Here is a 24851-nt window from a genome sequence, read left to right as displayed (position 1 = left end):
TATTCCCGTTTGTCTTAGTTGAAACTTACTAATTGTTAAATGTACTTCACAAATAAAGGAGCGAGAAAAATGAGTACTTCAGATACTATTGTTACACATGTAATGCTCTATATAAGTCGTTAATATCCATCAAACTTATATAGAGGAATTAAAAAATGGATGGATGTTCCGACTTTATATGAAACGTTTCGATATATAAAGGAGGAATTATTATGTCAATGATAAAGGTCCAAGACTTAACTTTTTCATACCCAGGTAGCTTTGATAATATTTTTGAAAGTGTAAACTTCCAAATAGATACGGATTGGAAGCTAGGATTTATTGGTAGAAACGGACGAGGTAAAACGACATTCTTTAATTTATTGTTAGGGAATTATGAGTATAGCGGGAAAATCCTTGCTTCAGTAGAATTCAATTACTTCCCCTACTCTGTTTCAGATAAGAACAAATTCACTCATGAAATCCTTGAAGAAATTTGTCCCCAAGCCGCAGATTGGGAACTTCTACGTGAGATATCCTATTTAAATGTTGATGCTGAGGTCATGTACAGACCATTTAAAACATTATCAAATGGGGAACAAACAAAAGTGTTGCTTGCTGCACTGTTTTTAAATGCGGGTCAATTTCTATTAATTGATGAACCAACAAATCACTTAGATACAGATGCACGAAAGATAGTCTCCGATTATCTAAGGAAGAAAAAAGGATTTATTTTAATTTCACATGACAGAATCTTTTTAGATGGGTGCGTTGACCATATCCTATCTATTAATAGAGCAAATATTGAAGTTCAAAGTGGTAACTATTCTTCTTGGAAGTTAAATTTTGATAGACAGCAAGAACACGAGAAGGCTACAAATGAGCGTCTACAAAAAGACATAGGGCGATTAAAACAGTCTTCCAAACGTTCAGCAAGTTGGTCTCATGACGTGGAAGCTTCAAAAAATGGAACGAGGAATTCAGGCTCTAAGTTGGATAAGGGATTTGTAGGACATAAAGCAGCCAAGATGATGAAAAGAGCAAAAAACCTTGAATCAAGGCAACAAAAAGCTATTGAGGAAAAATCAAAATTACTAAAAAATGTGGAAAAAACTGAGTCATTAAAATTGGAACAATTGCAATTTAAATCAAATGAATTGGTTACTTTAGTTGACGTGTCCGTTAAGTACAATGATCAAATTGTGAATGAGCCGATTAGCTTCATAGTTGAACAAGGTGACCGAATTGTACTTGATGGAACGAATGGGAGCGGAAAAAGTAGTATCCTAAAACTAATTCTAGGACATCCGATACAGCATACAGGCTTAGTTACTTTAGGTACAGGACTCATCATTTCCTATGTCCAACAAGATACTTCTCATTTGAAGGGATCGCTATCAGGCTTTATTGAAGAGCACAAGATTGATGAAACCTTATTTAAGTCCATCCTAAGTAAGATGGACTTTGACCGAATTCAATTTGAAAAAGATATATCTCATTATTCTGGTGGACAAAAGAAAAAACTGCTTATCGCTAAAAGTTTATGTGAAAAAGCTCATATATATATATGGGACGAACCACTAAATTTTATAGATATCTATTCCCGCATGCAGATTGAAGAACTTATTCAACAATTTAATCCCACAATGGTTATTGTTGAGCATGATAAAATATTTCAACAAACAGTTGCAACGAAAACTATATCTATGTAGCTCAAAACGAATACTTGAAAATATAATCATTAACTTGAGTCCTTGGATGATAAAAACTTTAATGAATTGATAAAAAAAGCCTAATTTCTCTACAATACATTGAGAAATTAGGCTTTAAATAGTAATAATAGAATTCATAAACACTGAATAATTTACACATTAGGTTTATCTGTTAATGCAGTAACAATCCTGTCCACTAAGTCTTCGGGTAATCCATATTCCTTATTAACTACAGCCTGTATACTAGCAAAAGAACTTTCATTGTATTTTGATTGCCTTTTTCCTCTACTATCTTTCTCTTTATTTATGAAGTTTTCACGAGATTCATAGTTCATCTTATCTGATTCTTTACCAATAGATTGATTGGTGTAAATTATAAAGATACCTAACATCATAATTACACAAATGAAAATCCCTACTAATGTAAGTCTCATTATTCATTTCCTTCCTGCAACTCTTACTGTTTCTCGTTCATAATATCTCAACCATATCAAATTCATATTAATTTGAAGTAAAATTTTGTTCTTAACATATTTCTTAATAGAAAGACTTTATATCCTTCTATTTGTTTGACATCATTAAGATGCTCACAAATAGAAATAAATTCTATTCCTATATATAGATAAATAATCTAAAAATTTATATAATAAGATTAGAAGTGTAGCATATTATTATTATTGAAAGGTCTTGGTATAATGCTAGGCATTAATGTAAAAAAAACGAATGAAGAGTTAATTATTTCATGGCAATTGGCGGAGATTACAATTCCATTACGTGATGTGATTGAGGTTACCGAAGATGCTACCTATGCTGGTGTTGAAGAAGTAGATGTAATACGTATTGGAACAGCTTATGGGACAACAGACCGTATTTTAATTAAAACAGTAAAACAAAATTATGTATTGTTTACTACAAATAAAGTTGCTATTTTAAATGCCATTCACGCTTAAATATAGGAGTCTTCTTGGCTAAAATGATAAAAATAAGCACATCTTGTTATAAAAACAGATGTGCTTATTTTTTAATTTCTATGCATTTTTACGTTTTAAGAAAATCACTCCACCAACAATTAACAGTAATGCTCCTGTGGCCATAGAGATCCAACTTGTAAGATTAGTACCTGTTTGCGGTAACCATCCAATTTTAGATTGAATTTCTTTCTTAAGTTGTGGTTGTTCTTTTACTTGCTCGTTAGGTTGCTCTGGTGTTGGCGTATTTTTACCTGAATTTGGCTGTTCTGGTTTTGGTTGTTCCGATTTTCCCTCTTTAAATTTCACTGTTTGTCCCTTATCTTCAATTTCAGCGTGAATAGCTACTAATATATTATCTTGATACAGTTCTTCAAATACTACTACTTCTTTACCTTGTAATACAGAAGCATTAAATGTGAAATCTAGTGTGATAGAACCATTTTTCTCTTTAGCAGTAAACTTAGATTCTACTGTTACTTCTTTACCATCAACTAATAATGGCTTGTTTGTTGCTTTATCCACTAGTTTACCTTTTACTACGTACTCTTTACCCACGATTAAGTCTTTGTATTCCACTTTATCTTGGATTGTTACAGTTTTAGAAGCGTCTAACTCTTTAGAACCATCAGCTTTATTTGTAGCTGTCGTTTTAATAGAAGGCTCTACAAATCGAACTGTTTGACCTACATCGTTAATATCAGCGTGAGTTACAATTACTTGCCCTTCATGTAATAAGTCTTCGAACACAACTACTTCTCTTCCTTGCTGTTCAGCACCAACAAAAGTAAAGTCTAATGTTACAAAACCGTTCTTTTCTTTTGCAGTAAATTTAGTCTCAGCTGTTACTTCTTTACCATCAATTAGTAATGGTTTGTTAATAGCTTTGTTCATTAATTTTCCTTTTACAGTGTACTCTTTACCTACAACTAAGTTAGTGTACTCCACTTTATCCTGGATTGTGATAGAATCCTTTGAATGAATCTCTTTTCCACCATCAGCTTTGTTTGTAGCAGTTGTTTTTACTGATGGCTTAACGAACTTAACTGTTTGATCTTTATCATTGATATCAGCATGTGTCGTAACAACTTTTCCGTCTTTCAGTAACTCTTCAAATACTACTACTTCTTTTTCTTCTAAACCAGTTGCATCAAATGTGAAGTCTAATGTAATAGAACCATTTGCTTCTTTTGGTGTAAACTTCGTTTCAGCTGTTACTTCTTTACCATTTACAACGAATGGTTTATTAGTCTTTTTATCCATTAATTTACCTTTTAAAGTGTACTCTTTACCTACTTGTAGGTCTTTGAATTCCACTTTATCTTGGATTGTTACAGACTTAGAAGTGTGCATTTCTTTTGTACCATCTTTTTTATCAGATGCTGTTGTTTTAATTGAAGGAATCTTCTCATCTTTGACAACGTGTTTAATGATTTGACCATTCTCTTTAATTTCAAAAGAAAACGTTTCTTCATTTAATACATAACCGTTTGGTGCAACAGTTTCTTTATATGTGTATTTTCCAAATGGTAACTTTTCAAATTTAGCGATTCCTTTATCGTCTGTTTTTCCTTTTACTACTTCTTTTCCTGCTTCGTTATAAATCGTAAATTCTGCATTTGGAAGCTTGTTATTTCCATCAGCTACATCTACCTTTGTAATTTCTAGATCACCTTTGATAAGATGATTAACTGCCAATAACTCAATAACCTTTCCATGTTCCTTTATTTCGAACATAATCGGTTCTTTAACAAGAACGTAACCATTTGGAGAAGCCTTTTCTACAAATGAATATTTACCATACGCTAAATCTTTGACGTTAATCTCACCATTTTTATCTGTCTTATATTCCCCAACTACTTTTCCACTTGCATCTTTTAGCTCGAATGCTGCACCTTCTAATTTTTTACTAATATCTTCATTATCTACTTTTAGTAATTTTACACTACCTTTCACTTCGGTATTTTCCACTGTAAAAGTAAGTGTTTTATTGTGCTCTTTAATTTCAAAAGGATACTTTGTTTTATTTCCAATATATCCATTAGGTGTTTTTGTCTCTAAGAAATAATATTTACCATACGTAAGATCTTCAACGTTTGCAATTCCATTTTCTTTTGTTACTACTTTTTTCACTTCTTTTCCATCTTCAGTGAAGACTGTGAATTCAACATTTGGTAAAATCTTTCCTGAATCACTAAGCTTTTTAATTTCGATGTTACCTTTTACTTTGTTATTTACTATTTGGACAGCTCCTGTTTCCCCTGTCTTAACTTCAATAGTTTGTGGTTTATCATCTGAAACATAGCCTGTTGGTGCTTTAATTTCTTTTAATGTGTAAGTACCAATTGGTAAGTTGTTTAATTCTGCCATACCATCAGCACCAGTCGTGATTTTTCCGACTGATTCATTATTTGCATTAAAGACCTCAAATACTGCACCAGCTAAAACTTCTCCATTTTCTCCAACCTTTTTAATTTTTAAAGAACCAGCTGCTTCCCAATTTACTGCAAGATCACTACTAAGCTTTTCTTCATTTCTCTCTAATAGTACTGTAGCATTCTGAACAGTATCCGTACCACGATAAGCAATTGCTTGAACTTTAGTTAAATTAGCAGCAACACTTAAATTAAATTCACCCGTTTTTGTATTCTTAGGAATTTGGATACGAAATTTTTCTCCAACTGAAAGCTGATCTTTCACTTCTCCATTTTCACTAACAATTCTAACTCCATTAGGTGCATTTTTCGCTACTACTTTATAAGAACCACCCTTAGCATTTGTTTGTACTGTATATAGATTCGTTTCGAAGAATTCACCCTTTAATTCTGCTTTTTGTTTTTCAGCTGGGATAACATTCATATAAATATCTTGCGTATCCCCACTATTATTAGCAGCATTGATAATTGTCTTAGCTGCTTTTTCAACATTTTTATTCTCATGTTTTAATTCATTTACATCGAGTTGACCTAATGCATTCCAAACCGCAAGTTGCGTTGCATAATGCGCTTCATTTTTATTAGCTACTCCCAGCTGTTCAGCACTTTTTTGTGGGAAACCATTTAATAAGACTCTATATACTACATTATCTGTTTTCCCCATTTCAGGAAGATCTTCACCATTTGGTGATTTTAATCCAAGGGTTAAGCAATAAGCAATTTGACCACTTGAATTTTTAATCATTTCAGTGCGAATGTACTTACCCAGACTATTACTATAACTCCAGTCCATTGAATATTTCTCATGCGTCATAACCTCTGCACTAGCCCTAGGTAAAAATACATTAAGGAATAATGCCAGTACTGATAATAATGTAAAAACTCTTATAATGACTCTCTTACCCAATTTTGTAACCTCCCTAGAATAAATTAATCCGAGTATATATCGCAATATCTAAAACATTCACGATCGACCCAATTATCATTATAAAACAATAAATTACAAATATTAAATAATTTTAATAAAATAGTCAAAAAATTTACACATTTTATTATTTATCAAGTTTTTTAACGAATTTACTATATACAAATTCTAAAACACGCCTACAATTTAAAAGACAAATATGTATGTTAAATATATAAATAGCAATTCCTTTACTCCAGTTATTAAGCTTTCCCCTATTTAAAATAGCCTTTTCATTTTCTTGTTAACCTGAGTAATTTATACACCTCTTTTAATCTATTACACTCCTCCATTTAAATATAAAGGTGACTTCTCGTTCAAATAATAAAGCGAAACTTTAATCCGCCCGATTCCCACCTAACTTCTTTGCTTTCATTGAATTTTTGGGCGGGGGTCTTACTGCCCAAAAATAACGGGATATATTATGCAATATTGCATTTGATAATCTTTTTCGTTGTAACTATAATGATTACAGGATTACTATTAATCTAATATTCTACATGGAGGTTTTATTATGTTTAAAAAAATTATTGTATCTTCTATGGCGCTTACTATGTTCGGTGGAGCTGCAACTATGCTAGAGGCACCTACTGCTCAAGCAGCTTCTTATAACTCAACGTCATCCTCTTACTTTGATGTCACTCCTGAAGAGGCCGTGGCTTTCTATCAATCTCAAGACTATAAAAAATTAAAAGTATTTTTGGATGACTTTGAAGCTAGAAACCCTTATACTCCAGGTGGAGGCTACGCTCAAGGGAGTGTACGTATGCAAAAATTCAACGATGCTCTTAGAGATGCCAAATTAACAAATGTCTACCAAGAATTTATTAGAATCTCATACTACAATCATTATCCAGAACCAAAATAATAACAACGGATTAAATGTTTATTATTTCTATAACTTAGCCTAATTTTAAATGTATAACCTAAAAATAATTACTAAAAACCACTCATATAAGGGTGGTTTTTCTATTTCCCCATATAATTTAGCGGAATGTTACATCATCTTTATTTTAATATCTTTTATAGTAGACATTCTCTCGTTGACACAATCTAGTAGGTTAGCAATGGGGATATCAAAATATATTTATAATTATTTTCTGTTTAATAGCAAAAAACGAACACCCTCTCACAACTAGATAAGGTGCTCGTTTTCATTTTTATCGGTAATTCTCAATTCATTTTAGCTTCTTTCCAATAAGCAAAGATTAAATTAACTTAAAAACAAAGCGTTTTAAATTTAATTCATAGATCTTACTGAAACTTGGAATTGCCCCTTAGAACCATCATCATTTGAAACGTAAATTTTATATGTTCCATTCGGTAATGGAGATAAAGCATTCCGTACATTTGTAACATTAATTTGTTGTTCTCCAGGTTTTATATAACCACCAACAATTAGCTCTGTATTTGGACCTTTTACACTATATCCCATTGTATTTTGACCATTATTTTTCATAGAGAAGCTTAAGTCAGTACTCCCATCATATACGAAAGAAGTTACAGCCTCGCCACTATAATTCATTGTTTGGGTTAATAATAAGTCTGCAGAAACATGTTCAACTACATGAATTGGATCATTCGTTTTGTGTACTTCTTCAGCATAAGTATTATTCCCTAACACACCAAGTGTTAATGCTGAAACTACTCCACAACTAAGCACTAGTTTATTTAACTTCATTTTAAGTTCCCCCTTGATGTTTGTATTCTATTACCATCATACATCCTTTTTTAAGTGCGTTTTTATGTAATAATTCATATCTATAAACCTATATATTTTAACTTTTCGCCTTAATAGTTATTGAGAAAGCCACATAGATAAAGCTACAATATTACACTTCATAAAAAACATGTAAATTTTAAAGTCTTTTTCTAACAAAGTTTTATACGAGTAAGTACCAAAATACTCAAATAAATAGCATTTCTATTTCAGATAAAATGTACTAATAAAATTTTTCTAAAATTTCACTTTGTAATTTGATATATTCCATGTTAATATAACGAAGGCTACAAAACAGGAGTCACCACGCATATCATTTTCACAGAATATTCATACTTAAAAAGACTTATTTTATCAGTAACTCAATCCAAATTTCACCTATATAAAAGTTAGTTTATGATTTCATATGTACATAAATTTAAATAGATTTTTTATCTATTATTTTTTTCTATTTTCCTTATCAATTTTAATACGAGTAATATAACAGCACTTTTCAAGTACCCTTCCTTTTTTAGATAAAAAGTCTACTAATACTAAACATCTATGTCCAACTCATACATAATTCTACTTACAAACTATCGGAGATGCAAAACTATGGGAATTTCTACTCTTTTATTAAATACCTTTATTATAATAATTTGTATCCTTAGCTATCACGTATTTTGGCTAGAGTTTAAAGAAAAAATAACATGTAATAATATGTTATTTTCTATCCTTTCCTCCATTGCTATTATTTTTTGTATGACTTTTCCTTTTCATTTACATGTGGGATTTATTTATGATTTACGTTTTATTCCTATAATATTAGTTTTTCTATATGGAAATACAAAAAACATTGTTTTTATAGGAATTTTATATCTTTCTTACCGGTTTTACTTAGGCGGAAATGGCGTTCTTCCATCATTTATTATCTTTACTATCATTTCTGTTATAACAATGCTCTTTCGTTACTTATTACCTATGTATTTTAAAGAAAAAAAGATATTATTAAGCTTACTTCTTATTTTAGTATGTACAGCTTCCCTTTCTATTTGCGGTATTGTAACTCAAATAAATACAGGAGGTAAAATAGACTCTACTCTCATAGAATTTTTATTAAATTATATAGTCATTAATATTTTCACAGTATTATTATCAGTTTATTTTATAGAGGAAATGATTGAGAAATATAAAATGAAAGAAAAACTGCAACGGGCTGAAAAATTTTATATAGCTAGCGAACTAGCAGCGTCAATTGCACACGAAATCCACAATCCACTAACCACGGTACATGGATTCACTCAATTATTAAATGAAAAACATGCCTCTAAGCTATCTCAGGATCAATACTTAGAAATCATGTTAATTGAAATGCAGCAAATACAATCTACTATTAATAACTATTTATCTTTAACCAAACCACAGAATACCCTAAAAGAAAAAATAGATATTAATCACATTTTAAATCAGGTGAAAGATACTATTTCACCACTCGCTCTATCATACAAAGTTGAAATCAAACAAAATAGTACAGATTCCTTTTATATAAATGGAGACCCCGAAAAATTCAAACTCTGTCTAAACAACATCATCCAAAACGGAATTGAGGCTATGAAAAATGGTGGATTATTACAAATAAATATACAAAAAGTAAAAGGAAATATCATGATTGATATTATTGATTCAGGAATTGGGATGTCATCTCAACAAATAAAACGAATTGCTTTGCCATTCTATTCAACAACAGAAAAAGGAACTGGGCTTGGTACTATGATTGCTTATAGTATTATTAAAGAATTAAACGGAGATATAGAAATAGAGAGTGAATTAGGTAAAGGGACACGCTTTTCTATTAGTATCCCTTGCTAATGTCATAACAATTTTCTGTTTAGTTAATTACATAAATGAATTTTAAGAATCCCGCTAGCTAGCTTACTTATTAATTATCTTAAATTCATATGCGTTAATTAAATATAATAAGGATCAGAGCCTATCTATTGTTACAGATACACTCTGATCCTTTAGTTTAATTCAATTAAAAACACTTAATATTTATAACTTTTCTTACATCGTGATGAAATACTAGTTCATCGATTTTATCTTATTTACTGATTAGATTGGTTTAATATAAATATAACATCTCGCGACACTTAATTTATTATTATCATTAGAGACATTGCCTGCAGTTGTTTTTTCATTAAAGTACAGACCTTTTTCCATTCATTGAAAAAGACAACTCCCCTTTTACTACTTCACTTCCACCGTATAATTCCCTGTCCCCCCGCCATACTGATACACATGTAAATAATACTTCCCTGGATACGTATAGTAACTACCTACTAGTTTATTCCCTTGTTGCTGAGCATACGTAACATAATTATTTAAATCTGCTTCAGAATAAAGTACCCAGTTCATTCCAATATTATTTTCATTCGTTACGTTAATTTGAAGGTTTTTAGCAGTCTCCACATTAAATTCAAAGAAATCACTTGTATCGCCATTTCCTAAACTAGCACGTAAAACTTGATTTAACTGCAATTGGTTTGCTGTTTGGAATGAGTTATTCGGTTCTTTTTCTACACTGTTATCTTCTTTCTTTTGAACAGTTACAGTCGCTGTAGCAGTATTAGTTGCTCCTTTATCGTCTGTTACCGTTAATTTCGTCGTATACGTTCCTTCTTTTGTATATACGTGAGTTGGATTTTGCTCATTACTTACTGCTCCATCACCAAACTCCCATTTATACGAAGTAATTTTCCCGTCTTCATCTTTTGATCCGTCGCTTGTAAATAAAATTGCTTCATTTACATTCCCGCTATACGGACCGTTTATAACTGCAACTGGTGCTTTATTCTCTGCACCTTCTTCTGTATTAATACCGTGGAACACAACATCATATTCAAATTGTCCTGATGTATTCACGCGATATTTTACAAAGTATGCTGTTACTGTTTTATAGCCTGTCCATTCCTTTGCACTTAAACGTTTTAACGTATCATTAACGTTTTGTGTAATTGTTTTCCAATCTTCATATTCTCCTTTTGCTGCAGTTCCTGTATATGTTCCTTGTAGTGTGAATGTATTAAAGAACTGTGATTTATTTTTCTTCACTGATACATTTTTCAATTTTGCTTCCGCTGTTATTTCTGCTGCAATATCTGAAACTGGCTTCGATGCATGATTCGCTAAATAATCGTCTGATACTAATGGCACATTATATTTCTCACGATTATCAACTAGCATTTGCATATAGTCCTGATATTCTTTATTTAAATTCGCATCTTTACTTAATGTAGAGCGATATGCATCATATGCTGTTACATCATTTTTCCTAATAAGATCATGTATTTTATCGAACATATCATATCTCTTATTGTACATATACGATTGTAAAGCAAAGGAATAATTATAGAAATCCCACGTTCCATACTTTGCATTTAACGTTCGCTCTGCCGTATAACGCTCTGCTGGATTTGAAGATAATCCTCCTATAATACTCTTTCTCGGTACAACATTATCCGTTCTCGTTGCCCCTGCAAAAAATTCAGCATTTCCTTCTTCAAACCAAGATAATCTTTCATTTTCATATATTTTCCCTTGTCCCCATAACCCTGGTACTTCATATCTACCTTGTAAATAATGCGTGAACTCGTGTCTGAATAATTCTTCTAAACTATAAATACTTTCTTCTAGCGTACGCTCATAAGTAAAGAACGTACCTGTTCCTTCTATATAAAGACCACCGTTATTCGTTTCATAACCGTACAATTGACGATTAAATTGATATTCTGCTGGGCTATTATAAATAACCATCGTTAATACATCATCAGGATTTCCTTTTTCTAAAGGTTGATCACTTTCAACCGTACGATGGAATTGTGCCTTTACTTCTTTTGCCGCCCAATATAAACGTTTTACTTTTTCTTCTGTCACTTTATCTCCAGCTTTTAAAACAATTGCCCCATCATCAAACGGATACGTTTTTGGCAAATATTTTTTCTTTCCATCTTCTCTTATTTGATCTAAATTCACTACTTTACCATTTGCATCTTTTCCGCCATAATTCGTTGCAATTTGCTCAGCAGCTACGAAATATTGCTCCTCTAAATACGGATACATTTTCATCGCATCTGTTACAACTTGTAACCCTTTCGTTCCTGTACTATGGAACATACCGAGTCTACCTGTATAATAAATGCCATTATTAATAAGCCAACCGGTTTTTTCTGTAATCGTTCCCATTAATGCAAAACGACTTAATTCATTAATATAACTATCTATTTTCTGATACCATACTGTATCTTTCGGTGCTTTCCTCGTATCGTACAAATACGATTGAATGTCGTAATCAACACCTTGCATAATATCGTAAATAGCATTTCCAGCTGAAAGATTATCTACTAATGTAGAAAAATTATCATTATATTGTTTAAAAATCTTTGCAGCTGATGTTATCGTTTCCACATCACTTGAAGCGTTTCCTATTAACTTTCCGTATGATGATACCACTCTATTTTGCTCTAATGTACCCAGCTTGAAATTTGAATTGTTAGCCATCGCTTTTAATGCAGGTAAGCATTTATCATGATAACTCCGTTCATTTAATTTACTAAGTTCTGAATTATAAAATCCTAAATAAAATCCTGAACGTAATACCTCTACTAATGTCTCAATCCCTTTTGAATCATCCTTCGTATAGGCTTGTCCTTGCTGCTTCAATTTATCAATAATCGCCTGCATCCTACTATCATTTTGATAGAATGCTAGACTGTCTGTATTAAACTGAAATAGCCCCGTAATTTGCTCCCAATCAATTGTTACAAGTAAATCTACTAACTGCTGATTGCTTAATTGATTTAATTCGGCAATTGTATAAGTTTTCGCTACAGCTAATTGCTTACTTTCTTTTTTCACCTCAGGTGGTCTTTGTGATAAATCGGCAAATTGTAACCTTTTCTCAAAAGACTTGCTTTCGAGCACTTTCGATGAATGAGCTAATTCTTGTACTGGTAGTTGTACACCGACTGGCTCCATTTTGAGCACATTTCGATAAGAAACTTGCTCTCCCTTAGTATCTTCTGCCAAACTTACCCCTTGAAAACTCCCTAACATTAAACTAGCAAAACTTACCCCTACTAACATTTTCTTTGAATAGCCTTTCATGCTCTCCCCTACCTTACATTTTTAGTGTCCCGCTCCATTATTTTACTATTTTTACTTTTTGTCCTGTATTGAGAAAAAATAAGGTAACGTTCACACATGTATCCATTCCATATAAAATTAACGCTTGACTTTCCGTGCATTTTATATCAAAAAAAGATAGATAATAGCAAAATTCCTGCTACATCTATCCTCGTTTTCAACACTATGATTTTAACTTTATAAATGTAACTTCCGGTAATGTTTGCATATGCTGAATAAACTCATTCTTTTCTTCTGACGATATATTTTTCAGTTGCATCCCTACCTTATAAACAGTTTCTGTACCTTGCTGTGAAGCTTCCACCTCATATGAGAGTATTGGGATGCCTTTCACTTGTAGTGTTTCTAATATTTGTTGTACCGCTTCATGTTTATTTACAAACATTTGCACTGTTATATTTTGTGGAAATAAAAATTGTACCTTAAAAATACGACTTACAATTTCTAAACCAATTAAAACGAGAATCGTCGCTCCAATGCCTACTACATACATTCCCGCTCCAATTGCTAATCCTATGCCGGCAGTAGCCCATAAACCAGCCGCAGTCGTTAATCCTTTCACCGCCTGCTTTTGAATAATAATTGTGCCTGCACCTAAAAAACCAACTCCACTAACGACTTGTGCTGCAATACGACTTGGATCTAGAGACATATGCTCTTCAAACACAATATCTGAAAAGGCATATTTCGAAACAACCATTATTAACGCACTTCCTACCGCTACGAGGAAATGAGTCTTTAATCCAGCTTCTTTCGATCGAATTTCTCTTTCAATACCAATCATTGCTCCTAACAAGCCAGCAACACCGATTCGTATAATAAAATCAAAATCTACACTCACGGGCACTTCCCCCTTTCATTCATTATAGATAGATAAAACAAAAATTATCACAAATATCCTTTTATTTACATGTAGGGATACTACTAAAATATACTTAATACTCCGACCGTTTTATGTTAATATTTTAAATATTAACATAAAATAAATAACTTCTAATTTTAAACCTCCACTAATTTTCTAAAAAAACAAAGATGGATTACATGAAATTAGGTTGAGAAATCATGGAAAACGCTTTCACTTTGTATCGTAATTTTTTATAAAAACTATATAAATAAAGGAGCTTACTAACAATGAACGTCTCATTACTCACACCTACTACTGATTTACAAGAAGAATACTTAGATTTCTATAACGAATGGAAAGATAGCGGTGAAACAATGATCCCGTGGGTTATCTCAAAAAATCCTGCCAACTTCCCAGCTATGGTTCAAGAACTTCTCGATGCGCATAACGGAATAAATATCCCTGAAACTTGGGTACCAGACTCTACATATTGGCTTGTTACAGATGAAAATAAAATTGTGGGAGCTGTTAATATACGTCATAGTTTAACCAAACATTTATTTAACGCTGGCGGTCACATTGGTTATGGCATTCGCCCTTCTGAAAGAAGAAAAGGTTATGCTACGAAGTTACTAGCATTATCATTAGAAAAAACGAAGGAGTTAGACATCACGAAAGTACTTGTCGTTTGCGACGCTGTGAATACCGCTTCTGAAAAAACGATTTTGCATAACGGCGGGATTCGTGATGATGATTTCACTGAGGAAGATGGGAATATAGTAAGAAGATATTGGATTGAGCTATGAATAATCACAAATAAGCGAGAAAGTGATTATTCACTTTCTCGCTTATTTTACACTGCTTCTATTTCAAACTGCACTGTAATACCACTTGGATCTACCACCACAAACCCATTTGTAGTTTCATTTATTTCATGTTGTTTTTCTATTAATCTTTCTTTCACTTCGTCTAACGCTTCTTTATGCGGTAGTACAATAGCATATACCTTTAGTCCAGTTGCATATACTGGTGGGTGTGGATTGTTTACTCCGTTCCACGTATTTGCACCAATATGGTGATGATATCCCCCTGCTGAAATAAATAAGCAATCCTCTTCACGCTGTTGTACTTCAAAACCTACTGTTTCCACATAAAATTCATGTGATTTCTCTACATCAGCTATTCGTAAATGTACGTGCCCAACGACAGTATTAGCAGGCAAACCATCAAACTCATAATCAACGAGTGTCGCCAATTCTTTTAAATCAAGTGGTGTACTTCCTCCTGACCCTTCTCCCCATTGATCACGCGGACGGTCTGCATAAATTTCAATACCATTCCCCTCTAAATCTTGCAAATAAAAAGCTTCGCTATATGTATGATCACTTGCACTATTAAACCTTGAAATTGGTAAAATTTCATTTGAATATGTATAACGCCCTTCTTGCTCATCCGGGCTGTCAATTACATTCTTATTACGAAGAACCCCAAATAGCGCAGAAGCAAAAGCTTCACGAGTCGGAACTAAAAAGGCTACATGATATATACCAGTCGTACGCGGTTCTTGCAGTACCCCGTCCTCTAACTTTTCAAGAACAAGTAACGCGTTCTTTCCACCTTTTCCAGATAAATATGCTTTATTCCCCTCTTGCTTAATTACCTCTAATCCTACAACATTCTCATAAAAAGCAATTTGACGCTCTAAGTCTTTCACTTTAAATTCAACATGACCAATACGTGTTTTCGGATGAATTTGTACCATGAATAACTCCATCTCCTTATCCCTATATTTTTCCATTACATATAACCGTTACTATGAAGGATACAACTAAAATCATCCTATGTAAATAAGAAAAGTCAGAATTTATATACATTTTTATTTTCATAATAAAAAAGCCACCTTTTCTAAATTTCAGAAAAGGTGGCTTTATAACTCTTATCTCATTTTATGTACTTCAGCAACTAGCTTTCCACCCTGAATGCCCATATAAAGCTTCACAGGTGCATCATTCGTATTTTCAAATACTAAATCTAAATATGGATATGCAATTGTAGCATCTCTTCCTTGTGGAACATAACCTACCGTTTTAGAATGTGTAGTTCTCTCCACCATTTTCAGGCCAGCTTGATCTGCTGCATTGTATAAAGTTGAAGATGTTTGACAAACACCACCGCCATATCCATCTACTAATTTACCATCAACTATTTCTTTCCCTAATTGATATCCTTTATCTGGTGTTGTATCACCGATTAATGAATTAAAAGAGAAACGGTCTCCTTTTGCTAACACAACTCCATTTATGCTCGCTGCTGACAAACGAATATTCTCAATACGGCCACCTGTTGAACCACCTAAGTTCGTTTCATATCTACCAATTACCGCACCATTTCCTTGCGCATCACTTAATGTTGCGACTGGTTTTTTCTCCACGATCGGCAACTGATACGTAGCATCCCACATACCAACATTTAACAATTTATCTACTAATTCTTTTTCCATTAATTCATAAGAAGGTTTTCCTTCTTGCCAACTTCCATCAGGTGCTATACGTGAAGGAACCATTTTTTTGTCTACGCTTTTTCCAATCTCACCAACAACCTTTGTGACAGACTTTTTAAATTTCGCTTCATCTTCAAAATAGCCTAAACTAGATAAATCTAATTTTTTCACTTCAGTACCAGTTCGACCATCAACTAAACTAATAGTATCCTGTACTTCTGCTTTAGCCTCTACAGTGTGCCCACCAATATCACTTACCAATGCAACATCACTTACTTTTGCACCACAGCCACTCATTATAGCTACACATAACACCCCAACTAATATACCCTTTACTTTACGGAACAATATACTCTCTCCCTTTCCCCAACATCACTATTATGTATTTATTTCATTTTTATGTATGTTTTGTTACAATCATTTTACAATATGTTTATAAAATGTTACAAGTTATTTTTCACTCTATATAAATTACTCTTTTCTTTTATAAATGTCTATACATATTTACATAAAAGTTTGAGTTTGATAGAATTGTAACTTTTATGTAAACTCTCCCTTTTATCCAGTATATACCATTACACAAAAGAAATACAAATCAAAAACCCTCAAGCTATTTTTTATAAAGTGAAACTGTAATCAGTGGGGGTCTTATTGCCCAGCAAATAGCGGGATAAAGAGAAATCCCGTCAACATAAATAGGTATTTGCCGTGCCACCGCTCCGCTTTTGCACATACATTATGGTGAATTCAACCTATTTTAAAGAAATGGAGGATGTTATTATGTATCCCTACAATCCATATGATCCATATAATCAATATGCGTACCAACAACCACAGTATGACTTACAAACACAATATCAATCTTATATAGATCAAGCAGAGCATACGAATCCATATGACCAAAATAGACAATTCCAACTTCCAATCTCTTTTCCTGGCACTGGAAATCGTCAATTAGAAAGACGCGTAAATGAGCTTGAACAAAGAGTTCGTCAACTAGAAAATACAGTTGAGCGCCATACACGTAGACTAAACCGCTTAAACCAACGTTTACGCACAGTAGAAAACAGACTAAACATTCCATTCGCAGCATTAGAAGACGGATTTTAATCGAGAAAATAAAGATTATATAAAGGAAGGGGCTTCCCCTTCCTTATATAAATTGACGAAAGTTTTTTCCATCTCTATACTGATAAGAGTTAATGAAATGAAACAAGGTGATAAATATGGATTTTGAAATAAATTATCTTTCCTTTTATGTTGTACAAGTAGAAGGAAAAGGTGAAGCAGTTGATAAACGCTACAAACATTTTCAAACTTTAGACGCTGAAGAATATGAAGATAGTTCCTTAAAAGAATTTTTGAATGGTGAGTTATTAAAAATATCGAAGCGAAAAGTAGAACGTCATGCAAAAACAGAACAAGCCCCAACAAAAATTGGTCGCTTTATTGTAGAAGAAGGGCACGAACTTGATTCAAACCCTCATTACAACCTTTTTAATCGTATTCGCTTTGCAGAAACAAAAGAAAACTTTAAAGATATGAGCGAACCTCTCGTTTATACATATCTTGACACAAGCGCTGTACGTGGTGGTGTATTTTTAATTGCTCAGGCAAAACTACGCAAATACTTTGATGATCCATTTGTATTCGTAATGAAATGCGACTTCGAACCAAAGGTTGCTTCTATTTCTGATGAATCAACACTGATTCGTAACGTTGAAATGGCCATCACAACAAAGAATATGAAATCTATCCAATATCCGTACATGCCTGAAGAAGGGATGGCTGAAGTAGGCGAACTAAAAATACATCAAGCATCACATGCCCGCTACTTTGAAGACTTCTTAAAATTCGTCGAATATGAACGCTCTATGCCTGAAATTATGAAAACACAAGTAATGGACATGGTATACGACCAAATTGAAGATGTATTTGAAGAAGGTACGGAAGAACGCGAACAATTCGACCAAGCGATGGAAGTATGGGCTGCCAGTCCGAAACGCGAAATTATGGAACAATTTTCAACCGAAGAAGTAATGGAAGCAACCGCTCAAATCGTCGAGCATGCTCCTGAAGTGGAATTAAAACTAAAAGCCGATCATATCTCTGTGAAGGCGTTGCTTGCGGATTTCGGGGATCAAATACATATTGCGAAGGTAAATGATCGATACGTACTTATGATTGAAGCAGACACACTTACATTTGAAAAAGGCTTCTCTCCTATTGAGTTTCTGAAGCCGGATGAGCTGCAAGATGTGATTGAGCGGATTGAGAATAAGCAGCAGTATTCGTTTGATCCGAGCGGTATTGAATAAAGTGAAACTTTAATCAGTGGGGTTTTGTTCATCCCCACTAATTATTAGCCCTCACCAATCGGGCTTTTACGGGATAAATACTTCCATATAACTGTTGTTACTGGGCGCTTTTAATAAGCGCTCTTTTATTTATATTAAAAATCGATTCTACTAAGAATCGATTTTTCTGCTTTATAATAAAACATGCTTATTTTCAAATTTTTTTGATGCAAGATGACATTTGTTGCAGAATCAAATATATCCCTTCCTTGTTATACAAGCTTATTTCTATTAGAAATATCTACTTCAATATTTCTAGTTGACCAAGTCCTTCTATAAGTTGTTAAAATGCAAATTTCACTTTACTACCTCAAATTTATTGTACTCGTAAAAAGATAATTGAAAACGATATTCCGGATGTTCTCTCACCCAATCGTAGGCTTCTTCTAAAATTTCCATTTTGTTTTGCAAGTCATTAAGTTCACTACATTCGTCCCTTTTCTGTTTGCACAGAGGGCAGAATCCATTCACTATTTCCGCACTCGTCGCCCTAATAGTTTTACTTTCTAAATCAACTACTAGACGAAGAATAACAGAATGCTCTTCTTTTGTAGTCACCTTCATTTCAGCAATCCGATCCTCATTCCAAAAGACACCGTTTAATTCCATCTTTACTGTGACATCTTTAATATCCAAGTCTACCACTAGCATACCTCCCTTGTACAAAACTCAATCTTACTCTTCTATTTTAAACTTTAATACACCACAACTTAAAGAGATATTAAGTTTTTTCCAATTCTTCTTTACTATGAAAGAAAGTGTAGTTAATGCTAATTGTGTGGTAAATATTATCCCAAAAACTAAAACAGTTAAAATGTTAAAGATTGTTTCCATTAAACTACACTCTTTTCTTTATATATATTTTTATTTTATTAATACAGTTTAAAACTCTTATTACGTCTTAACACTCCCAAAGCAATTATAATGTACAATCACAACAACAAGTTGATGCCTATTTAATATCAATACGCTGTTATTACATGTATGTAGTTAGAGATGGAGGAGCAATTCATTTAACCTCTGTATTCTCCTCCATCTCAGCCAAATACCTAATCTGTCGTTCCGCTTTTCTCACTGCTGTACGAAAATGTTTTTTCAGGAGTTCTACTGTATTTTCACTTATATAATATCTTTCCGTTATACTTTCCCACGTGTCACCACTTTCAAATGTACTCCATTCAAAAGGGCGTTCTGTATTTTTCTTTAGTTCTTTAAACACCCATTTTCGCATCTTTTTTTTCGCTTTTTCTGTTAGTTTTCCGTTTTTTACAAGTTCAAGTTCACCATGTCTTTTGTATCGCTTATTAATATCTCTCTCGCTATACACTTTAAGAAGTATATTTGCTGTATTTTCAGCATCTGCTAAAGCACGGTGCTGTTTTCCTTCCCACGTTAAAGCGAGCTGTTCTACCGCAAATTGTAAACTTGGCGTATGTTCAAACAATTCCTCATATGCTTGGAAAACAAATTTTTGCAAATCAATTCTATTTTCTTTTTCTATACTTGGGCATTCAACACCATATAATGTACAATCATGAGATAGAAAGCGATAATCTTCTTTTCCCCATGAAACAAATATAGAACCTTCGCCGATGAACTGAATAAATTTCTCTATAATCTGAGGGAATTTTTCTACACCCATTAAATCTTTTTTCGTAATACCGGTTAATTTTGTTGTATGACGAGTTAATCGTGCACTTGGTTTTACTAACTCCGAAAATTCTTCAATTATCTTCATTGTACCTATTTCTATTTTTACAGCTCCGATATCAACTATTTCTGATGGATCTTCTGATTTATACGGTCTGAAATTCCTTTCAATATCAAACACAATGAAATGTGTAGCGTTTTTCAATTTATTTACCTCTTTCTAAATTCCTTTTCACACAAACACTTTATTTTCAGTATTTATTTATTCATGTACTTTATACAAAAATACTCCGAATAAATAAATGAAAATTCAGTCTTGTTATGATATGTAAGTAGGAGGACATCTATAAAAGTGCAAAAAAAAAGAAGGGCGAGCCCTTCTTTTTTCAAAAATTACTTCTTGTTTACGTTAGTAGCTTGAGGTCCACGGTTACCTTGTTCTACTTCGAAAGTAACTTCTTGACCTTCTTCTAAAGTTTTGAAGCCTTCGCCTTGGATAGCTGAGAAATGAACGAATACGTCTTCTCCGCCTTCAACTTCGATGAAACCGAAACCTTTTTCTGAGTTAAACCATTTTACTTTACCGTTTTGCATGAAAAAAATCCTCCTACAATGTACCTATATGTACATATTCATTTTCAACCACCTTACAATAATAAGCCAGATATTAAAAAACTGCAACCCCTGAGGAGATTTAACATTGCTATCCTCCTCGGAAGTTACAGCTCATTTAAATCTCTATATTATTAAAAGTAAAATGGTTTAAATATACTATATCATATCAATATAATAAAAGTAAAGTTTTTTTCTTAAATTATTTTTTGTTCCCACTGCATTGCTTTTAATTCACCTGATCCGGCTACTACATAGCCATCTTTTTGATTAACAATGCGCCATCCGTGCCCTTTAACCGAATCACATACTGTAACAATACCTTCTTCAAGAAGCACACGGCACACACTACTAATACCCGCCTTATTTTGCGTTGAAGTTGTATATAAAATATGTTGATCTACACTTAAGTCTAAATAACTACTTGCTTTCTGCTCACTTTGACATGTGTGCCAATATATTTTTTCACTTGCAATACTTTCATCTATTTTACAATAAGAAATATTCCCGCTAACTCCCTTGCACGATCCACTTGCCGCTACTAAATAAGAATTGTGTAAAGTCAACGCAGAGATCATTTGATTCATCGCAATTTTAATCCTCTTTAATTTACGTGTCTTCAAATCAAAGAGCCAAACACCACCATATTTAGCATGAATTTTCGTACCAATAAATAAGTAATGTTTATATAAAAATAACGATCGAATAGACGGTGCCGCACTGCCATACTCAAGAAACGGATGAATAGTTTCCCATGTCGAACCGAAATTATTAGAAAGATACAGCATTTTTTCTCCATGAGCAACAACAGTTCCTTGTACATTGCTACATACATTCCAACTCGTTGCTTTTGTTGGAAAACGCTGAATTGTCCAATTCTCTCCACCATTCATACTACGAATAAAAATCCCTTCGTCACCTACACCATAAACTACATTATCTTCGCTATGTAAATCCCTAATTCGTTTTTGAAAACCATTTAAAATTCGTTTCCATTCTCCGTCTTGTTCAACAAATAAGCCATTATATGTAGTAGCTAACAACAGTTTTCCATCTCTTAACTTTGTAATAGCAGTTGCACTTAACATTGTCTCCACGTTGACACTCCCATTCTTAGAACTTCTCAGCAAATGCAATTGCAAAATTACTGCATTTTTCAACATCCTCTTCATCTTCTGGAGCTAATTCAATTTTCAGCCCTTCTTGTACAAGCTCTGCACCGCGTTCCACAAGACGTTCTTCAAATATCGTTACCGCTTCACAAAACAGTTCATACGCCGTATCACCCGATCCGAATACCGCTACCTTTTTCCCAGCTAAATCTATATTTTCTAAGTCATCATGAAAATCTTCCGCTTCAAATGGTAATTCACCATCGCCCCACGTATAAGATCCTAAAATGATTCCATCATAAGCTAATAATTCTTCAGCATCCATGCCTTCCATTTCTTGCAATACTACTTCATGATCAAAAGCATCTAAACTAACTTTAATTAAATCAGCAATACTCTCTGTATTTCCTGACATACTTGCATAAGCTATTAAAATCTTTGCCACTTTGGCATCCCCCTCTAACAATAAATGATTCTCATTCTCATTATATTAATAATGAGAATCAATTTCAATTATTTTTTTCTACTTTTATTTACATTTCACATTACTTATTTCAAATAAAGTGAAAGTTTAATGAGTCCTCACCAATCAAGCTTTTTCAGACAGCCCACAAAGAGCGGAATAAATAAAAAAGCACAGATGACTATACAATCATCTGTGCTTTTTTATTACTTTTTAAAAATACCAAACGGCTTTCCAACTGGTAAAACAACTTTTCCAAAGTGTGTGTTTAACACTGCTGCTGCTGAACCATAGAAAGATAATAATGAAATAAGAAGTTCAGAATATGCTGCTAAATTATGCATTGCATGCGGCATAACACCTAAAGTACTTAATGAAAGACCGATAAATAAGAAATCAATAAGGACGAAGATCATAAATAATACTTTATGTGTTTCCATTGCACCAATTGTCATAAAGATTGTGAAAATCAAATATCCGATAAAGGCTACACCAAGCTGTTTTGAATCTGCAGCTTGTGCTAATTTTTCGCCAAATACTCCAAGTTGAATTAACCAAGTCATTCCAACACCTAGCCAAAATAGACCGTACGCACCGAATGCTGTTGTACCGAATGTATTGTTATGCTTTGCATCGTGAATGCAAGCAAAGATTTGTGCGAATCCTCCTAAAAAGATTGCCCATGGTAATACAAGTGAAACGCCATCTGTTAAGCCTAACTTTTGAGATGATGCTACAAGTGTTACCATCGCTAATCCAAATAGACCAATTCCAGATGGATCCGCTGTTGTCATTTTCACATGATGTGTAGTAGTTTGATTGCTCATATAAACCTCCTGATTATAAACATACTCGAATACAATACTTAAATCAGAAGCCTATGTCAATGGTTTTTTTTGTATGTTGTCAGACGTTATATTTTATAATGACTAAATATATTTTCGACCACTTCATAAGGTTTTATATTCACTTTTTCCAACTCGTTTATCGGTAGCCATAACGGAATATAACTTCCTCTACCTTCCCACTGAAATTCCTCAGCTGTTCCGCTTCCGAACACTCCGCCTGTAATATAGGCAGCATAATAATATTCATTTCCTTTATATTTTACCTTTGCAATGAGGTGCTCCACTTTTATATGTACCCCTAATTCTTCGTATACCTCTCTTTTCATTGCTTCTTCAGGCGTTTCACCTTCCTCAATCCCTCCGCCCGGAAAAACATAATATGTTTCCTCTTCTCGAATACGTTTTATAAGAGCGATTTTTCCTTCCTGTACAATGATAGCCGCCCCGCGATTTCTTATCATTTTATTACCTCAATACAAATCGCAACTGTTCCCCACTCTTTTTCTTGTTCTTTCGTATATATTTTGTATGTACTTTCTAACATTTCCTCTAAACTATCATTTTCACAATCCAATAATTTTTTATCGATTTGTTCATACATGGCTTTAAAGCTCTCGTATCGCTTTATTTCCGTTACTTTTACCGTCATCATTTCTTTTGTCGTAAGATTCGTAAATACGATTTCATCGCCTTTGTTTATTAGTTGACGTTTTTCATCGTATAGGCGTACTTCATATACTTTTTTTCCTGATTGAATTGACTGAAACGGTTTATTATATAGACCCATTTCGTATCGCATACATCCCACTTCCTTTTGTTCATTTCACCTATTAATACAGTTCACATTACTACATCTTGCATATAATATTCCATACGTATCACTTAATTGAGAAAGGAGGCTGAAGAAGCATGTTATATTTAAATCAAAAACCTGAATATAATAAATATGATATTGGTGATTATACTTATAGTAAAGTAGGGCCAACCATTTTTTCTTGGAACGATGAAACAAAATTAAAAATAGGTAAGTTTTGTTCATTAGCAGAAGAAGTCGTTTTCATACTTGGCGGTGAACATCGCGCAGACTGGATAACAACTTATCCATTTAATGCACTTTTTGATGAAGGAGCACATATTACTGGTCACCCTTCTTCAAAAGGTGATATCGTAGTCGGCAATGATGTATGGATTGGTTATCAATCCTGCATTTTATCTGGTGTTACAATTGGTAACGGTGCCATTATTGGTGCAAAAAGTGTTGTTACAAAAGACGTCCCTCCATATGCAATTGTGGCTGGTAATCCTGCAAAATTTGTTCGATATCGTTTCCCACAAGAAACGATTGACAAACTAGAGAATCTCGCATGGTGGGACTGGGACATTTCTGTTATAAAAGGAGCCATTCCATTACTACTCTCCGACAAAATCGACGAATTTTTCACCTCACCCGAAAAAGAATCTACATGATAAATACAGAAAGAGCATCCTTTTTTCCGGATGCTCTTT

General features: G+C 33.3%; 22 protein-coding genes and 1 pseudogene. 8 read left to right on the top strand and 15 right to left on the bottom strand.

Annotated features, from left to right (window positions below):
• Positions 1-212: 212 nt before the first annotated feature.
• Complete coding sequence (locus tag ACTFR8_RS15080; RefSeq protein WP_000061795.1) at positions 213-1691, top strand: Lsa family ABC-F type ribosomal protection protein; 1479 nt, start codon at positions 213-215, stop codon at positions 1689-1691.
• Positions 1692-1891: 200 nt separating this feature from the next.
• Here the strand turns inward: ACTFR8_RS15080 and ACTFR8_RS15075 are convergent.
• Positions 1892-2125 (bottom strand): annotated as a pseudogene (locus ACTFR8_RS15075) (hypothetical protein); the annotation flags it as partial.
• 261 nt (positions 2126-2386) lie between these two features.
• On the opposite strand from ACTFR8_RS15075, the gene ACTFR8_RS15070 reads away from it, so the two are divergent.
• Positions 2387-2641, top strand: coding sequence for a SunI/YnzG family protein (locus tag ACTFR8_RS15070; protein ID WP_000900695.1), 255 nt, complete (start codon positions 2387-2389; stop codon positions 2639-2641).
• A 78-nt stretch (positions 2642-2719) separates the two neighbouring features.
• On the opposite strand, the gene ACTFR8_RS15065 is transcribed toward ACTFR8_RS15070, so the two are convergent.
• Positions 2720-6001: a VaFE repeat-containing surface-anchored protein gene (locus tag ACTFR8_RS15065; protein ID WP_100619780.1), complete on the bottom strand. Its 3282-nt coding sequence runs from the start codon at positions 5999-6001 to the stop codon at positions 2720-2722.
• A 571-nt stretch (positions 6002-6572) separates the two neighbouring features.
• Between ACTFR8_RS15065 and ACTFR8_RS15060 the strand changes: the two genes are divergently transcribed.
• Positions 6573-6926, top strand: coding sequence for a hypothetical protein (locus ACTFR8_RS15060; protein ID WP_000473483.1), 354 nt, complete (start codon positions 6573-6575; stop codon positions 6924-6926).
• A 372-nt stretch (positions 6927-7298) separates the two neighbouring features.
• Here the strand turns inward: ACTFR8_RS15060 and ACTFR8_RS15055 are convergent, their stop codons facing one another.
• Positions 7299-7739 carry a hypothetical protein gene (locus ACTFR8_RS15055; RefSeq protein WP_000773525.1) on the bottom strand — a complete coding sequence of 147 codons (441 nt, stop codon included), beginning with the start codon at positions 7737-7739 and terminating at the stop codon, positions 7299-7301.
• A 633-nt stretch (positions 7740-8372) separates the two neighbouring features.
• Here ACTFR8_RS15055 and ACTFR8_RS15050 point away from each other — a divergent pair.
• Positions 8373-9626 carry a sensor histidine kinase gene (locus tag ACTFR8_RS15050; RefSeq protein WP_000513018.1) on the top strand — a complete coding sequence of 418 codons (1254 nt, stop codon included), beginning with the start codon at positions 8373-8375 and terminating at the stop codon, positions 9624-9626.
• Positions 9627-10004: 378 nt separating this feature from the next.
• Here ACTFR8_RS15050 and colA read toward each other — a convergent pair whose 3' ends face one another.
• Both colA and ACTFR8_RS15040 read right to left on the bottom strand, forming a co-directional pair.
• Positions 10005-12920, bottom strand: a complete 2916-nt coding sequence (colA, locus tag ACTFR8_RS15045) for a collagenase ColA (RefSeq protein ID WP_252209656.1) — start codon at positions 12918-12920, stop codon at positions 10005-10007.
• Between the two features lie 202 nt (positions 12921-13122).
• The gene (locus tag ACTFR8_RS15040) at positions 13123-13800 is read right to left on the bottom strand and encodes an MgtC/SapB family protein (protein WP_000109720.1); all 678 of its coding nucleotides are present in this window, start codon (positions 13798-13800) and stop codon (positions 13123-13125) included.
• Between the two features lie 290 nt (positions 13801-14090).
• Here ACTFR8_RS15040 and ACTFR8_RS15035 point away from each other — a divergent pair, with 290 nt between their 5' ends.
• Entirely contained in the window at positions 14091-14609 is a 519-nt protein-coding gene (locus tag ACTFR8_RS15035) for a GNAT family N-acetyltransferase (protein ID WP_001103121.1), read from the top strand.
• Between the two features lie 47 nt (positions 14610-14656).
• Here ACTFR8_RS15035 and ACTFR8_RS15030 read toward each other — a convergent pair whose 3' ends face one another.
• On the bottom strand, positions 14657-15565 hold the full coding sequence (locus tag ACTFR8_RS15030) for a VOC family protein (protein WP_000249877.1): 909 nt from the start codon (positions 15563-15565) through the stop codon (positions 14657-14659).
• Positions 15566-15739: 174 nt separating this feature from the next.
• Positions 15740-16651 (bottom strand): VanW family protein, encoded by a 912-nt coding sequence (locus ACTFR8_RS15025; protein ID WP_000488972.1) that lies wholly within the window; start codon positions 16649-16651, stop codon positions 15740-15742.
• 432 nt (positions 16652-17083) lie between these two features.
• Between ACTFR8_RS15025 and ACTFR8_RS15020 the strand changes: the two genes are divergently transcribed.
• On the top strand, positions 17084-17413 hold the full coding sequence (locus tag ACTFR8_RS15020; RefSeq protein ID WP_000283715.1) for a hypothetical protein: 330 nt from the start codon (positions 17084-17086) through the stop codon (positions 17411-17413).
• A gap of 116 nt (positions 17414-17529) precedes the next feature.
• A complete protein-coding gene (locus tag ACTFR8_RS15015; RefSeq protein ID WP_000345039.1) occupies positions 17530-18621 on the top strand; it encodes a DUF3900 domain-containing protein in 1092 nt (363 codons plus the stop codon).
• A gap of 336 nt (positions 18622-18957) precedes the next feature.
• Here the strand turns inward: ACTFR8_RS15015 and ACTFR8_RS15010 are convergent, their stop codons facing one another.
• The 8 genes from ACTFR8_RS15010 to ACTFR8_RS14975 form a co-directional block, all read right to left on the bottom strand.
• Positions 18958-19305 (bottom strand): hypothetical protein, encoded by a 348-nt coding sequence (locus tag ACTFR8_RS15010; RefSeq protein ID WP_000227983.1) that lies wholly within the window; start codon positions 19303-19305, stop codon positions 18958-18960.
• 364 nt (positions 19306-19669) lie between these two features.
• Positions 19670-20515, bottom strand: coding sequence for an exonuclease (locus ACTFR8_RS15005; RefSeq protein ID WP_000786417.1), 846 nt, complete (start codon positions 20513-20515; stop codon positions 19670-19672).
• Positions 20516-20703: 188 nt separating this feature from the next.
• Positions 20704-20904 (bottom strand): cold shock-like protein CspB, encoded by a 201-nt coding sequence (gene cspB, locus ACTFR8_RS15000; protein ID WP_001179150.1) that lies wholly within the window; start codon positions 20902-20904, stop codon positions 20704-20706.
• Positions 20905-21119: 215 nt separating this feature from the next.
• Positions 21120-22019: a WD40/YVTN/BNR-like repeat-containing protein gene (locus tag ACTFR8_RS14995; RefSeq protein ID WP_000449493.1), complete on the bottom strand. Its 900-nt coding sequence runs from the start codon at positions 22017-22019 to the stop codon at positions 21120-21122.
• Between the two features lie 16 nt (positions 22020-22035).
• Positions 22036-22479, bottom strand: a complete 444-nt coding sequence (locus ACTFR8_RS14990; protein WP_001062752.1) for a flavodoxin — start codon at positions 22477-22479, stop codon at positions 22036-22038.
• A gap of 224 nt (positions 22480-22703) precedes the next feature.
• Positions 22704-23324, bottom strand: coding sequence for an acetate uptake transporter (locus tag ACTFR8_RS14985; protein WP_000070938.1), 621 nt, complete (start codon positions 23322-23324; stop codon positions 22704-22706).
• 86 nt (positions 23325-23410) lie between these two features.
• A complete protein-coding gene (locus tag ACTFR8_RS14980) occupies positions 23411-23806 on the bottom strand; it encodes an NUDIX hydrolase (protein WP_000620827.1) in 396 nt (131 codons plus the stop codon).
• Positions 23803-24144, bottom strand: coding sequence for an ASCH domain-containing protein (locus ACTFR8_RS14975; RefSeq protein WP_001268347.1), 342 nt, complete (start codon positions 24142-24144; stop codon positions 23803-23805). Before ACTFR8_RS14975 ends, ACTFR8_RS14980 begins: the two co-directional genes overlap by 4 nt.
• Before the next feature lie 110 nt (positions 24145-24254).
• Here ACTFR8_RS14975 and ACTFR8_RS14970 point away from each other — a divergent pair, with 110 nt between their 5' ends.
• Positions 24255-24812 carry a CatB-related O-acetyltransferase gene (locus ACTFR8_RS14970; protein ID WP_000966304.1) on the top strand — a complete coding sequence of 186 codons (558 nt, stop codon included), beginning with the start codon at positions 24255-24257 and terminating at the stop codon, positions 24810-24812.
• Positions 24813-24851: the final 39 nt, after the last annotated feature.

It is taken from the genome of Bacillus cereus group sp. MYBK15-3 (assembly GCF_051916765.1).
GTDB classification, from domain to species: domain Bacteria; phylum Bacillota; class Bacilli; order Bacillales; family Bacillaceae_G; genus Bacillus_A; species Bacillus_A cereus.
Note: the sequence above shows the minus strand (reverse complement) of the source record. Positions and strands in the feature narration are given on the sequence as shown.